Here is a 13,161-nt window from a genome sequence, read left to right on the forward strand (position 1 = left end):
CCCGGCCTCCACGAACGTCGCGACATGAGCCCGAGCCCCTCCCGCCTGTCGGCCGCCTGTCGCGCCGGCGAAGAACGCCGCCTCCGCCGCCCCCGAGCTCGTGCTCGGCCCGCGGTACGCCGGGCTCCGCTGGTCGATGTGAATGCCGGCGCGCCGCGCGCGGCGAGCGACCAGAAGCTCACGCCCGATCGGAGACCGGAGCACGAAACGGTCCCGCTGAAGTCCGCGACGTGGACCTCGCTCCGATTATCCTGCCTTTGGTCGGAGAGGCCGAGCCGGGGAGCGCGATGTCCGGTTGCGCCGGCCAGCGGTCACCTGTTCGACGATCGCAGGGAGAGCCACATGATGAGTCCACCGAAGCAGCGCCTCGGGCGCCTGTTGCTGCTCACGATATTCCTCGCCGCCCTCGCGGGGGGTGGTCGAGACGCCTGGGCCGAGCCGGCAGCGGCGCACGCGCGGTCCAGCGGCGCGGCGCAGCCGCTGCCCGCGGGCACGCCGGCGCCGACAGCCGCCGTGCCGCAGGCCCGCGGCCCGGCCTTGGCGCCCGTCGCGGACGCGGCGGCGCCGACACCGCCGGCCCGCCCGCTGACCCGGACCCATAGCCCGGGGATGCTGGTTGGGGGGTTCGTGTCAAGCTTCTTCGGCGTTATCAACACGCTCATCGGGATCGTGTCCATCACGGATGACACCAGCGCTGGCGACCCGGCCGACGACCCCTACGGGACCGAGGAGATCAACAACACCGTCGGGAAAGGGTTCCTCGTCCTCGGGATCGCCGGCCTCGGGGCCGGCATCCCGCTCGCCATCGTCGGCGGCCGCCAGGTGCCCATTCCGCCCGAAGAGCGCCGCGTCTCCACCACGCCCGAGATCGTGCTCGGCCCTGGGTACGCCGGGCTCCGCTGGTCGATGTGAGCTCCTGCGCGGCGCGGGGCGCGCTGGCCCGGGCTCACTCCGGATCGACGCGGTACACCGTGCCGCCGAAGTCGGCGACGTAGACTTCGCCGGCGCTGTCCTTGTTCGTGGAAAGCACGCGCATCCGCCCTGAGAGCGCCGGCGGAGCGCACGGCGACGCGGGCGCGGGCGATGCGGGCGCGGACCTCGCTCCCGTCCGGGGGCGCGGTGGTCAACCCCGGACCAAGGCCCGGACAACCCTCGGCGTGGCTTCGGCAACACCGCGCGCGTGGGGGAGCGCAGCGTGCTAGAGAACCGGTCATGAGCGGCGATCGCGAGCAGGAGGCGGGGAGCTCGGCCTCCGGGACGGCCGCGCGGCGCTCCGGCCGGGTGGAGGCGAGCAACGTCGAGCGAGAGGTCAAGGCACCAAAGCCGATCCACGTCTTCGGTCACGTCGTCGAGCTCATGGTCGTCCTTGGCGTCGTGTGGGGCATCGTCTCTGTCCTTCTGCGAAGCTGCCAACTCGTTGATTGGTGAGGTGTCGCCCAGGTTCGTCCCTGGTTCGCCGCTCGCGCGCCTTTGTTCCAGCGGCACCTCGCCCGAACACGCTGCTCCACCTACCACCGCTGCTTCCACCCCTGGCACCAGCCCGACCATGACCTCGAGCACACCTACCTTCGTCGATCTCGTTCTGACCCTCCCCACCGGGCTCACCCTCCAGGCCGATACCCGCGAGGAGGTCTCCTCCCTCATCCCGGGGAGCCCCGCCGTGGAGCACTTCCGGAGCTACCAGGACGCCTCCGGACAGGGCCTCTATTTCTTTGCCTGGGAAGGTACACCCACGCGCGACCGAGGCCCCATGAAAGCCGTGGAGACGTGGAAAGTCCAGGTGGGCTCCGCCGATGCCACCGTCAGCCGCACCAGCCACTTCTTCGGCCATGAAAAGGAGGTCCTCGTCGCCCACTTCGAGGGTCCTCCTCCCGCGCGCCGCAGGTACATGATCTACACCACCCGCCTCGACCGCGCCGCGTTCGATGCCCTGCTCGCGGCCATCCGTTTCTCCCCCAAGTGACATGCGGAGAGCGGCGCATGACAGCCCTCTAGGCTGAGTCTTCCCGAGCTCCTACCAGAGCGGCACCCAGCGGCGCTCTAGGGGCAGAAGGCCGGAACGCAAACCAGGTCGGCGCCGCCGCAGGCGCTGCCAGCCCCGCCACAGACCGCAGAGCCGGCGCACTCGACATCCTGGCGGCAGGCGCCGCCGATCGCGACGTCCCCTTCGAACACGTCTTTGCACACGAGCTGGAAGGCGTCGCCGAACTCCTCGGCTTCGTAGACTCCGCAAAGCTCGGGGACGCGATTCACGCAGCGCCGGGCGGCGTCGGCGTCGTAGGAGAGGTCGCCGACGGTGACGCCCTGGATCCAGGGGTTCACCATGGCAGCCACGCTCGACAGCATGCGAGCAGGCAGCACCAGAGGCCCAGGCAACAAAACCCCCTGAAGCGAACTCCCATGTCCCTCAGGGTCTCACGGCGCCTCGACCCGACAAAGAAAAGCGGGGCTGCGATCACCATGACCGCAGCCCCGCGACAATCGGAGCTCGGGAGGAATCGAAGCCGCGAGCCGGGCAAGCCGCTCGAGGCAACCGCTACGACGACAGATCCCCCGCGCGCTCGGTCGAGAGCGGCAGCTCGACGCAGAAGGTCGAGCCCCGGCCGACCTCGCTCGACACGCGAATTCGGCCGCCGTGCGCCTCGACGATGGTGCGTGTGATATAGAGGCCGAGCCCGAGCCCCCCGTAATGCTTCGACGAGACGCCGCGGCGAAATCGTTCGAAGAGCTGCGCCTGCACTTCGGCCGAGATCCCGATCCCACGGTCGGTCACCGAGAGCCGCGCGACCCGATCTTCCCGGGTGATGGTGATGTCGATCGGCCGGCGTTCCCCGAATTTGATCGCATTGGTGAGGAGGTTGGTCACGACCTGCTCCAGGCGGTGCGGGTCCCACCGGCCGATGACCGGCTGCTCCGCGCGCACGGCGACCACGCTGCCTGACTGCGCGATCTGATCGCCGAGGTGGGCGACGAGCTCGTCGACGAGCGCGCGCAGCTCGACGGGCGCCGTATACAGCTCGAGCCTCCCCGCCTGGATCCGGGAGACGTCGAGCAGCATATCGATGAGGTCGGTGAGGCGCTTGACCTGGCGGCCAGAGAGGGCGACCGCGGATCGCACGCGCTCGACGTCCATGCCCCGCGCGAGCCTTTTCCCCAGCGATTGAATGGCGAGCAGCAGGCTGGTGAGCGGGGTGCGGAGCTCGTGCGAGGCGATAGAAAGGAACTCGTCCCGCAGGTGCACGGCCTCCTCCGCTGCCGTGCGCGCCCGCCGCTCGTCCAGGAGGAGCTGATCGCGCTGCTGCTCGGCGCGCACGCGCGCGGTGATGTCGCGGAAGCTCCAGACCCGCCCGACCACGCGCCCGCCGAGGCGCTGGGGCTGCGAATAACGCTCGAAGACGCGCCCGTCCACGAACGGGATGGCATCGAAGCTGGACTCCTCGGGCGAGGCATAGAGAGCGCGGATCCTTTGCAGAAACGCCTCGGGATCGAGGACCTGGTCGCAGACGAACGTACGGAACGTGTCGTCCGACCCGGTGGAGAGGATCTCGTCCGGGATGCGCCACATCGCCGTGAACCTGTGGTTCTGACACAGGACGCGCTGCTCGTCGTCGACGACGAGGATGCCGTCCGCCGTCGATTCGAGCGTGGCCTCGAGGAGCGAGAGGGAATGGCGGAGCACCTCCTCGGCGCGCCGTCGCTCCGCGTTCTCCTGCTGCAGATCCGCATAGAGGCGCGCATTCTCGATGGAGTTGGCCGCCTGGGCGGAGAGCAGCCGGATCACCTCGACGCGATCGGGGGTGAAGGCAGAGCGGGTGAGGTCGTTTTCGAGATAGATCACGCCGGCGAGGCGGCCCTTGTAGATGATGGGCGCGGCGAGCGAGGAGCGCGGCGCACCACCGGCGAAGCAGGGATCGCGCCCGAACGGCCCGTCGATCGCGAGGTCGTCGAGCAGGACGGTCTCGCGCGTCCGCGCCACGTACGTGACGACGCTGGCCGGCAGGTCCTTGCGGCCCTCGAGGGGCGCCGCGCCGAGCACGCGGACCGACGCATCCCGGATGTGGTGCTCGGCCACGACGACGAGCCGTCCGTCACGCAGGAGCAGGAGGACGCCGCGCCGCGCGCCGGCGTTCTCGACCATGATGCGCATGAGCGCGTCGAGCAGGCGGTCGAGGACGATCTCGCCCGAGATGGCCCGAGAGGCCTTGAGCACCGAGCCGACGTCGAGCGCGGCGCCGGCCTGCGGGCTCCTCTCGCCGCGGAGGCTCTCGCCCGGGACGAGGTCGGGGTACGCGTTCTCGAGGCGCCGCATCGCCTCTGTCGCGCCCCAGCGGCCGTACGCCCTGTGCGCCTTGGTCAGGTAGGCGCCGGCGATGGTCTCCTTGCCGAGCGCGCGGAAGCAGAGGCCCGCGAGCTCGTTGCCGAGCGCCTCGTCGTGGAGATAGCCGCCGCGCTGCGCGAGAGCGATCGCCTCGTCGTAGCGGTCCCCGGCGGCGCGCGCGTCGCCGCGGACGCGCTCGAGCTCGGCGAGGAGGAGGGCACGGCGGTGCGCCAGGTTCTCCGGGCAGAGGTCCGCCCAGCGCGAGAGTTTTTCGGCGGAGACCTCGGCGCGGGCGAGGAAGAGCGCGCGCTCCGCCGGGGAGACGACGTCCGCCGCCTGCGTGAACGCGATGCCTGCGTAGCAATGGAACGCGGGGTTGCCATGCCAGGCCGCCACGGCCGGGATTCCGATGTTCGGCAAGAGCGCAGCGCGCGCCGCTTCCTCGAACGCCCCCTGGAAGACGCAGAGGATGACGATGTAGAAGTGGGCGAAGAAGAACGAGGCCTGGTTGTCGATGCGGCGGGACTCCTCGATCACCTCGTCGATATCGACCCACGCCCCCTTGAGCGTGGCGGGGCGCTCGGTCTCGACCGAGAGCTGGTGCGCGATCTGTCCGACCGCGCCGACCGCCCAGGTGATGGCATTGAACTCGTCGAGCTTGCGCGTCGGCTGGTAGCTCCGCGCCTCGGCGAGGAGGTCGGAGAGCGGGAGGCCGCGCAGGAGGCTGTTCGTGATGCCATTGGCCGTGTTGTAGAACGACCAGATGTACTGGCCCGTTTCGAGCCCGGCGTGCATCCCGGCGACCAGCGACGCCTTGCAGGCGGCGTAGCCCTCTCGCCAATGCTGCACGAAGGCGCCCCACATATTGCGGAGCATCGCCTCGGACTTCTTGTCCGTGTAGCGGTCCGCGAGGTCGATGGCGGCGCGGCCGAAGCGGTAGCCGAGCGCGATGTCGCCGCGGGCGCAGAGGAGCATCCCGAAGTTCATGCAGCCGAAGATCGAGTTCTTCGAGAGCCCGTGGCGCAGCGTGTTCTCGAGGATCTTCGCGACCGTGATGCCGAGGTCGTTCGAGGCCAGGAAGTAGCAGGGGAGAAAGAGCTCCTGGAGCACGTCCTGCATGGCGAGGATCTCCGGGTCCGCGAGCGGCGGCAGGCCTGGCAGCGCCTCGATCGTCCTCTCCCGGACGAGATCCATCGTCGCCCGCACCTGGGCGTCGAGCATGGCGTCGTCCGGGAAGAGAGGCAGGTCGATCCCGAACGGGCGCAGGGCCTCGAGCCCCTCCGCGAGCGCGGCTGGCAGGTCGTTCTTGAGCACCTGCACGTTCATCTTGAGCCGCAGCACCTCGGTGCGATCGAGCCGGCTCGCGGCCCGCTCCAGGCCTTCGGAGAGGATCGAGAGGGCGTCGTCATGCTGGCCGCAGAGCGAGAGCATCAGGGCGGCTCTCTTCGCGTAGTCGAGGCGGAGCGGGTACTGTGACGCCCAGGCGTCCTCCGGAAGGTGCAGGAGGCCGAACTGCAGGTAGCGCAGCGCGGCGCCGAAGGCGGCCGAGTCCTCGGCGCGGCACGCGGCCTCGAGGCTCATGCGGGCGAGGTGCAGGCGCTCCGCGGGGTCCGACACGAGGTCGCCTGCGCTGTTCAGGTGGCCGACGACGTCGAAGAGGCTCTGGCTCTCCGAGAGGTCTAGCTTGCCCGCGAGCAGCCGGCCGATCCGGAGGTGGAAGGCGGGTCGGTCCGCCTCCGGGATCATCGCGTAGGCGCCCTCCTGGACCTTGTCATGGGCGAAGCGGTAGCCGCCGCGTCCGGCGATCACGAGCCCCTCGCTCACGGCGGGATCGAGGCGGGCGTACGCGTCTTCCGGCGAGCACTCGTTCACCGCGGCGAGCACGTCGAGGTCGAACCGGTTGCCGATCGCCGCGGCGAGGTTGAGCGCCTTCACCGTCGCCGGCGGCAGGCGCGCGATGGTGCGCACCATGAGGTCTGCGACGTTGTCCGTGTACCCGAGCGCGTCGATCGCGGCGAGGTCCCAGCGCCAGCCTGATCCGGCTGCGTACGTGAGGACGCCGTGGTCGTGCAGCGGCCGGACGAGCTCCTTGACGAAGAACGGGTTGCCGCCGGTCTTCTTGTGCACCGCATCGGCGAGCGGCCCACAGTCGCTGCGCTTGAGGCTATCCGAGAGCATCTCGATCAGGTGCGGGCGCGCGAGCGGGGTGAGCACGATGTTGCGCACGACGAGCCCGGCTTGCTTGAGCTCCTCGATCGCCAGGATGAACGGGTGCCCCGGCGATACCTCGTTGTCACGGTAAGCGCCGCAGAAAAAGAGGGCATCGAGCGAGTCGTCGGCGAGGAGCGCGCGGAGCAGCCCGAGGCTCGCGGGGTCGATCCACTGAAGATCGTCCAGGAACAGGACGAGCGGGTGCGCGCGCCGCGCGAACACCGAGACGAACAGCAAGAAGCACCGGTTCAGGCGGTTTTGCGCCTCGATCGGGCCGAGCGCCGGGACGGGCGGCTGCGGGCCGATCACGTGGGAGAGCGACGGGATGACGTCGCAGACGACCTGCGCGTTCGGCCCGAGCGCCTCGAGGAGCGCGCTCCGAAAGCGGAGGATGCGCGCATCGCTCTCGGTGAGGATCTGCCGCACGAGGTCGTCGAACGCCTGGATCACCGCGCTGTAGGGCGCGCCGCGGTTGTATTGGTCGTATTTGCCGCTCGTGAAATAGCCCTTCTGCCGCGCGAGCGGCTTCAAGATCTCGTGTACGAGCGAGGACTTCCCGATCCCCGAGTAGCCGGAGACGAGGACGATCTCACGGCCCCCATCGAGCGCGCGCTCGAACGCGGCGGTGAGCGCCTCGATGTCCTGCTCGCGGCCGTAGAGCTTCTGGTGGATCCGGAAGAGGTCCTGACGATCGCGCTGGCCCGCGACGAAGGGCTCGATCGTCCCCGTGCCGCGCAGGGCCTCGCGGCAGTGCTCGAGGTCGGCGAGCAGGCCCTCGGCGCTCTGGTAACGCTCCTCGGCGTTCTTCGCGAGCAGCTTGAGCACGATGTCGGAAACGGCCTCGGGGATGGTCGGATCGACGCAGGACGGCGGCGTGGGCGCGAGGGCGAGGTGCGCGTGAATGAGCTCCATCGGGTCCAGGGCCTCGAAGGGGCGCCGGCCCGTGAGCATCTGGTACAGAATGACGCCGAGCGCGTACAGGTCGGTCCGGTAGTCGACGCCGCGGTTCATGCGGCCTGTCTGCTCGGGGGAGACGTAGGGCAGCACGTCGGCGATGACCGCCGGCGCGTAGAGCCGCTCGTGCGCGTGGGTGATCTCGGCGTCGACGCCGAAGCCATTGATCTTGACCGCGCCGCGCGCGCCGACGAGCACGTTCTGCGGGCGCAGATCGCGGTGGACGAGCCCGGCCACGTGCACCGCGGCGAGGCCTTCGGCGAGCGCGGCCGCGAGATCGAGCGCCTCGCCGACCGGCATCCTGCGTGACGGGCGCGCGGCGAGGATCCGCGCGAGATCGCGGCCCGGGAAGTCCTCGAGGACGACGATCAAGGAGCCGGCGAGCGCCTCGACGCCGCGCAGGGCGACGAGGCGGGGCGAGGCGAGGCGCGCGATGCGCTCGTACTGGTGCTTGAAGCGCACGACCTCGGCGCCGGTCGATCTTTCCGCGCACAGGACTTTCAGCAGAACCGGGACGCCGTCGCCCTCGTGGTATGCGCGGTACAGGGCAAAATCGGCAGTTTCCTCGATTTTCTCGCGGAGCGCGTAGCCTCTCTCGACGATCATCGAAAACCTTGCTCGCTCGCACGTCAACGCGACGCACGACGACCAGCTACTTATATATTCCAACGGGTGTGACTTGGCACCGGCGGAGTTTGGCCCACGAGCTCGTGCGGCTCTTGGGTGTGCAGGCGCGTGAGGTCGTCAGGACACTCCGAACGCCCCCTGGAGTCCGGGCGCCTGGCGCACCCGTTGGCGGCCAGGGGTCTCACGGGAGGGGCGCGATGGGCAGCGTGGACGTGGTGCGTCCGAGCTGCGGAACAGGAGCGGCGTCGAAGTGGGCCGCCGGTGGCACCGGAGGGGTGAGCAAGCTTGGACCGAACGTCGAGCCCGCCCCTCGCGTGGACTCGCTGCCGGAGCCTTGTTGAGCGTCAACGGGCCCACGATCGAGCCCTCGACGCCGACGATGCGACCCTCGGTATCGCGCCGGTGGCACAGGGGGGCGCCTCGTCGTGCGCCCGCCGGAGGGGCGACCGTTGATGGTCACTGCCGTCCGCTTCCCTCGGCAGGCGGGGTGCCGCGCAGCGCGTAGCCGATGTGAGCCATGTAGTCGGCTTTGCCGATCTGGACACCCTGGTTGCGCAGGATGTCGTAGGCCGTGACCAGGTGGAAATAGAAGTTGGGGAACGCAAAGTCGCGCAGGAACTGCTCGCCTGTGAACTCCACCGACAGGTCGGTCGCCAGCGGAAAGGCGATCGTGCGCGTCTCCGCGCCCCGGTAGCGGTCGGCCGCGACGGACTCGACGTAGGCGATGGTGCGCTCGATCCGGGCCTTGAAGCCGGCGAGGTCGGCGTCGGCGTCGGCCTCGGCCACCGCCGGCGGCTCCTCGCCCACACGCGCACCTGACCCGAGGAGGCGAGGGGGAGTCGAGGCGAGGAGGCGAGGGGGAGTCGAGGAGGAGGCGAGGGGGAGTCGGGGCGAGTCCCCGCCGGGCCGACGTGAGGAGAGGCGGCCGCGCGGGCTGCCTGGGCCGACACTGTCGGAGATGGCAGCCGAGGTGGCGCAGGACCGGAGCAGGCGAGAACCAGCGCTAGCAGGCCGAAGGCGAGCCAGACGACGAGACGGAATGTGGGTCAGCGACAGGGACCCAAGCCTGGCCATGAATGCATGGGGAGGCGCGGTCCAAGGAGCAGAGCTAAAGCTTCACAACGGTTGCCAGCCGAGCAACCCCGATTGCACCTGGACAAATCGGTAGTGCTTTCGGAGGAGGGGAACGCGATCGGGGACGCTCAGGCTGGCGTCATCGAAGCCGGCGTAGCCGTCCGTTCGCGCGGGCTAGGGAGCGGAAGCTCGGAGCCCCTGTAGGTCGCCTCGGAAATCCGCAGAAATCTGGCCGCGAAGTTCCGCGGGAAAGTGACCATCGCGGCCCGGGATCATCGTATGCCTCCGAGCGCACGAACGACGTGGGCCAGCGTATCCTCGTCGAACGTCGGCGGCACGCGCACGAACGCCCCGTCCGGAAACACGATCTCCAGCGTGGTGCCCGGCGAGCACGCCGGAGCGCCCACCACAACGCAGGCTCCAAGACAGCATGCGGGTCGCCGAACGCGACCTCAGGGCGGTCCGATCAGACGTACGCGGCCTGTCGCCCTGGGGCTTCGGCTCCGTTTTCGGCCATAGAGGCTCGACTCGTTCCCAGAGCTCGTCCGGCACCAGCAGCTTACCCACGCTCTATTCTGTCGCACGTTCCGCATCGCTCAAGCGAGCGGGCAAACGAGCGGCGTCAGCGGGGTAATGTTAGGTGCTCTTAGCCCTCGCAGGCTCACAGGGTACCGCACGACATCCAGTTGGACGGTTTTGTTACATCGGGATAGCGCGTTCCGGCAGAACGGTTCTCGTCAGCGGCCGGTTCCGGGCGCGACTGAGCGATACCGCTCGTCATGTCTCGCCGTTATTGCGTCGCGCGGGACGCTGAACCGGGTCAGCTTGACGCGAGCACGGATCACGTATAGCTTTGAGCGATGCGTTCGACAGTTGTATCGAGCGGATCTCGTGCGCGGTGGGCCACGGCCCTGAGCGCGATGATGCTCGCCGGCTGCGGAGTGACCGAGCTCTCGTCCATTGAGGGCGCTGCGGGCGCGATCGATAACGCCGGCAGCGCGGGTTCGGGCGCGGGCGCCTCCAGCCAGAGCGGCTTTGGGCATTCTGGTTCCGGCGCGTCCGGCTCCGGCGGCTCCGGCCCTGGCGCAACACCAGAGCTGGACATCAGCGGTACATGGGCCATGTTCGGGTTTGAAGACCCGGTCGCCGTAGACATCGAGCAGCGCGGCAGCGTGTTGTCCGGGAAGGGTTGCTTCTCGGGGCTCGAGGTCGACGGGGTGCCCCATGCCTTGGGGCCGTGCACGCCGCTCACCGGGCGCATCGTGAACGGGCGCGCCGAGTTCGCGTTCATGGCCCTCGAATACCGCTATGCCGCGGACGCTTTTGTCGCAGAATCCGGCGATCGCATGGCGGGCCGCTTTCACGGCGTTTCAGCGTGGCACGGGCCGACGGCGTGGCTGCGGATCGATCCTTCGCAACAGTGGCTCGCGCACGACAAGCGCCTCGGAACCGCGCTGCGCGAACACCAAGGCAGCTACGATTTGACCTTGGATCCGAGCAGCGCACCGGGCGACGCGTTCTCAACCGATCGCTCCTACGCGCTGAGTCTGGGTGTCTACGCTTCGCCGCTCATCTTTGGCGATCTGGGCGCCTTTTGGGCGAGCGAGATGGCATGGCATGAGCCCACCCTCACGATCGGTCCTGTACCGGCGACTCATCCCGAGCTGCCCGTGGCGCTCGAGCTCCGCTTCCGCGACACCGTGCTTCACGAGGTTACCGCGACAATGCCGGAGGGCGAGCGCTACGTCTTCACCGCGGCGCCCACGCCCTGATACGGGCGGGACACTGTCCCGGGCTTTCGTGCTGTCGTCAGTTCGGCTCAGTCTTCGAGCGGCGCTTCGGGACAGCGCTGCTGTTCGATGCCGCGGCGCGCTGCCGCTGCTCGAAGCAGGTCAGGGCGCACGCTCCGCGGTCTTGATATGTGTACTGGAGCAGGTAGACGCGATTGACTCCGGGGGCGATCCGCGCCCCGCGTGTTCCGCATGTCGCTCCGACGCAAGCACGCTCGCGCGTCATGCGCTCGTCGTGCCAAAGCCGGTTGCTGCCGTTTTCTCGAGGGTTTCACGTGTCGACACCTGGCGGCCGCCAGACGATTGGCTCCTGCCGGATGATACGGCGAATTCGCGGCGCTCCTGGCAGATTGGCGTGCGGCGCCTTGGCCACATCATGAGGTTTTGCAGCAAGCGATGGACGAAGCTCGAGCTCTCGCAGCACAGCAGAGCGAGAGCCATTGAGGACCAACACGGCCGCTCGTGCTCCGCGGGGGATTCAGCGGGACGAAAGCCGGCGGGACCTGGCGGCGCCATGGCGGAGAGGTAGGGCGCGACCACGACCGCTGCTGCGGCGAGCGGCGGCTCTCAGCCCGGCAAGAGGCGGCTCTCGGATGTCTGATCCCATGATGTGCGACCAGGCACCGCCCGACACAGAAATGGACCTGACGGCGCTTCGCGCCGCAGGTCAATTCAACGTTGGGCTGGCAGAGTGTGGGCATGCAGGCACGATCCCGAAACAGGCGGCAGCGCATCGAGGGGCCCGACAACAGGGCGGCGAGCGAAGGAGAATCCCGGGGCGCTGCGCCGCCAGGCCAGGCGCCGACCCCGATCGGTGATGCCGCGGGCCCTTAACCGCGGGCGGCGCGACGGAGGAGGGCGTCCCGTTGGGCCACACCAGAGCCGCCCTCGGCGGCGAAACAGGCGGAAGTCATGAGAATTGCTACTGTTTCTAGCGACCGCTCGTCATCGACCGGTTTCTCTGGCGGGATCTCCGACGCGCGGAGCCACGCGCGCTCACTCCCCTTGCTGAGTGCGCTTGAGGAAGCGCAGCAGCTTGCCGCGCGAGACGCCGAGCCGCTCCGCGGCCGACGTCACGTTGCCCCCGGCGGCCGCGAGCGCGGACTCGACGCGCTCCTGCGTGAGCGCGGTCTTCTGTTCGTCCGGCGCCTTCCCCAGCGCCTCCTCGACCGCCCATAGCCGCAGCCCGGGCTCGTGATCGAGGCGGCGCACCTCCGCGAGGGCCGCGTCGAGCCCGCGCACGTTGCTCGGCCAGGGATCGAGCAGCAGCCGCTCCATGGCCTCGACCTCGACCGCTTCGGCCGGGAGCGCGACGCCCGCGCGCCGCGCGAGCTCGCAGGCCACGCTGAAGAGGTCCTCGCGCCGCTCGCGGAGCGCCGGCACGTGGATGCGGGCCATCGCGAGCCGCGCGAACAGGTCGCGCCGGAACGCCCCGCGCTCCACCATCTCCTCGAGGTCCCTGTGGGTGGCGGCGACGACCAGCACGTTCACGTGGACCGGCCGCTGCGCCCCGACCGGCAGCACCTCGCGGTTCTCCAGGAGCCGCAGCAGCTTCGCCTGGAGATCGGGATCGAGCTCGCCGATCTCGTCGAGGAACAGCGTCCCGCCGTCGTGGGCCACGACGATCCCGGGCGCGGCGCTGCGCGCGTCGGAGAACGCGCCCGCCACGTGGCCGAACATCTGGGACTCGAAGACGCCGCGGGCGACGCCGGCCACGTTCACCGCCGCGAACGGCGCCGCGCGCCCGAGGGCCGCCGCCGTGGCGCGCGCGACGAGCTCCTTGCCAACGCCCGTCTCCCCTTCGATGAGCACGTTGCCGGGGCGGCTCCGCGGCAGGCCCGCGAGCGGCTGCGCGACGCCGCGCAGGCCGTACGGCCCGACGAGCCCGCCCACGGGCGGCGCCGGATCGAGCGGGCCGAGGAGCTCCTCGCGGAAGACGAACAGCACCCGCCCGAGCCTCAGCACCGCGCCGTCGTCGAGCGGCGTGAGGTCGCGCGGCGCGAGCCTGGACCCGTTCACCCACGTGCCGTTGCGCGACCCGACGTCCGCGACGCGCAGCGCGCCGCCGGCGCGATCGATCCGCAGGTGCTTGCCTGACACCTCCTCGTCGGCGAGGCCGCGCTCGGCGAGCCAGGCGCGGCCGATGACGGTCCCGGAGTCGGGCAGCGCGAACGCCATGGGCCGCGG

Annotated in this window: 9 protein-coding genes (1 of these 9 only partly in view); 4 read left to right on the forward strand and 5 right to left on the reverse strand. The window is 69.8% G+C overall.

The window, feature by feature from the left end; all coding sequences use genetic code 11:
* Positions 1-342: 342 nt before the first annotated feature.
* The 3 genes from WMF11_RS12490 to WMF11_RS12500 all read left to right on the forward strand — a co-directional run bounded on the left by WMF11_RS12490 (position 343) and on the right by WMF11_RS12500 (position 1,963).
* Complete coding sequence (locus WMF11_RS12490) at positions 343-912, forward strand: hypothetical protein (protein WP_437977628.1); 570 nt, start codon at positions 343-345, stop codon at positions 910-912.
* 300 nt (positions 913-1,212) lie between these two features.
* Positions 1,213-1,428, forward strand: a complete 216-nt coding sequence (locus WMF11_RS12495) for a hypothetical protein (protein ID WP_437977629.1) — start codon at positions 1,213-1,215, stop codon at positions 1,426-1,428.
* Between the two features lie 118 nt (positions 1,429-1,546).
* Positions 1,547-1,963, forward strand: a complete 417-nt coding sequence (locus WMF11_RS12500; RefSeq protein WP_437977630.1) for a hypothetical protein — start codon at positions 1,547-1,549, stop codon at positions 1,961-1,963.
* Positions 1,964-2,040: 77 nt separating this feature from the next.
* Here WMF11_RS12500 and WMF11_RS12505 read toward each other — a convergent pair whose 3' ends face one another.
* The 4 genes from WMF11_RS12505 to WMF11_RS12520 all read right to left on the reverse strand — a co-directional run bounded on the left by WMF11_RS12505 (position 2,041) and on the right by WMF11_RS12520 (position 9,591).
* A complete protein-coding gene (locus tag WMF11_RS12505; RefSeq protein ID WP_437977631.1) occupies positions 2,041-2,346 on the reverse strand; it encodes a hypothetical protein in 306 nt (101 codons plus the stop codon).
* Positions 2,347-2,536: 190 nt separating this feature from the next.
* Complete coding sequence (locus tag WMF11_RS12510) at positions 2,537-8,089, reverse strand: AAA family ATPase (protein WP_437977632.1); 5,553 nt, start codon at positions 8,087-8,089, stop codon at positions 2,537-2,539.
* Between the two features lie 477 nt (positions 8,090-8,566).
* Positions 8,567-9,184 carry a DUF1993 family protein gene (locus WMF11_RS12515; RefSeq protein WP_437977633.1) on the reverse strand — a complete coding sequence of 206 codons (618 nt, stop codon included), beginning with the start codon at positions 9,182-9,184 and terminating at the stop codon, positions 8,567-8,569.
* Between the two features lie 272 nt (positions 9,185-9,456).
* Positions 9,457-9,591, reverse strand: coding sequence for a hypothetical protein (locus WMF11_RS12520; protein WP_437977634.1), 135 nt, complete (start codon positions 9,589-9,591; stop codon positions 9,457-9,459).
* Between the two features lie 453 nt (positions 9,592-10,044).
* Between WMF11_RS12520 and WMF11_RS12525 the strand changes: the two genes are divergently transcribed.
* Positions 10,045-10,956: a hypothetical protein gene (locus tag WMF11_RS12525; protein WP_437977635.1), complete on the forward strand. Its 912-nt coding sequence runs from the start codon at positions 10,045-10,047 to the stop codon at positions 10,954-10,956.
* 1,014 nt (positions 10,957-11,970) lie between these two features.
* Here the strand turns inward: WMF11_RS12525 and WMF11_RS12530 are convergent.
* Positions 11,971-13,161 carry the 3' portion of a sigma 54-interacting transcriptional regulator gene (locus WMF11_RS12530; protein ID WP_437552051.1) on the reverse strand. Its footprint extends 90 nt past the window's final position, so 1,191 of the gene's 1,281 nt are visible here — the last part of the coding sequence; its start codon lies beyond the right edge, outside the window; it ends in the stop codon at positions 11,971-11,973.

It is taken from the genome of Sorangium sp. So ce295 (assembly GCF_051527405.1).
GTDB classification, from domain to species: Bacteria; Myxococcota_A; Polyangia; order Polyangiales; family Polyangiaceae; genus Sorangium; species Sorangium cellulosum_B.